The sequence below is a fragment of the Arhodomonas sp. KWT genome, from assembly GCF_010993615.1.
Map to the genome: position 1 here is coordinate 1 of NZ_WNXE01000539.1, position 1,100 is coordinate 1,100.

General features: G+C 64.8%; 2 protein-coding genes and 1 tRNA gene. All 3 read right to left on the reverse strand.

Annotation, left to right across the window (positions count from 1 at the left end; translation table 11 throughout):
• Window positions 1-222 (reverse strand): SDR family NAD(P)-dependent oxidoreductase (locus G7A99_RS20545; RefSeq protein ID WP_163143726.1); only part of this gene is annotated, 222 nt, incomplete at its 3' end.
• 159 nt (window positions 223-381) lie between these two features.
• Window positions 382-470: transfer RNA gene (locus tag G7A99_RS20550), tRNA-Ser, on the reverse strand.
• A gap of 65 nt (window positions 471-535) precedes the next feature.
• Window positions 536-886: a DUF1820 family protein gene (locus G7A99_RS20555; RefSeq protein ID WP_018717009.1), complete on the reverse strand. Its 351-nt coding sequence runs from the start codon at window positions 884-886 to the stop codon at window positions 536-538.
• Window positions 887-1,100 lie beyond the last annotated feature (214 nt).

Genomic DNA, 1,100 nt, shown 5'->3' on the forward strand with positions numbered 1-1,100 from the left:
CAGGACGTCGAGTCGCCCGGCACGCCGAATCACCTCGTCGACGACCCGGCCGGGCCCCTCCGGGTCCGTGAAATCGGTCGTTATTCCCTCGAATTCCGCGTCCTGCCCGCGCTGTGCCGTGAACACCGTTGCCCCTTCCGTGCTCAGGCGCCGCGCTATCGCGCGCCCGATGCCGGAGCGGCCTCCGGTAACGAGCGCGACCTTGTCCTCGAATCTCCGCATAAGCGCACACTCCCCTGAACAACCGCGAACAGATGGCATACCGTCCATACACCCGCCGCTCAAACGGCGGCCCTGTCCCGCATCAAGCAAGGATGCCGGAACGCTCCGTCTCAATGGGGGTGCGGGAAAGTCTCTGGAAACGGGGGTAAGACGGGATAGTGGCGGAGAGGGAGGGATTCGAACCCTCGGTACCCAGTAGGTACACACGCTTTCCAGGCGTGCTCCTTCGACCGCTCGGACACCTCTCCGTATTCTCGCCCCGCCGGGCTGCTGCCGACGAGGCGCTAAAGGGTAAACGACTCGGCAGGCGAGATCAATTACCCTGCCCGGGATCGTTTCCGCCGCGACCCGGGCCGTACATCGACACCGGAAAGGGCGTGACGTTACCCCCCTCGGCGTCGGAGATCTTGGCGTGGCCCTCCTTCTCCACCTCGTCGACGCGGATGATGGAGTGCATGGGGATGAAGCTGCGCTTCACGCCGGCAAACTCACTCTTGAGCTTTTCCTCGGAGGGGTCAACGACGACCTGGGTGTGCTCGCCGAAGATGAGCTCCTCGATCTGCACAAAGCCCATGATGCCGCCGTCGCCCACGCTGTGTGCGTAGAGTTCGTAGACCTTGCCCTTGTTGTGGAAGATCACGCGATAGATGGTCTTGCTCGCCATGGCATTCCTGCTCTCGATGAGTCCGCGCAATGGTCGCGGACGATACCACATGCGCGCCCGGCAGGCGCCCCGTCTGCGTTCGCCCCACCTCCTGCCGCCACTCTGCGCCAATACACCGGGGGAGGGAACCGCCCTCGCCGTCCCGGCGTTAGCCTGGAACAGCGACGGCGTTTTCCGGCACCCGCCGGCTCAGCCGAGGTAGACACTCGCCCTC

Excerpts from the sequence above, each read along its gene's own strand:
- G7A99_RS20555 (WP_018717009.1), bottom strand. The coding sequence starts at position 886 with ATGGCGAGCAAGACCATCTATCGCGTGATCTTCCACAACAAGGGCAAG.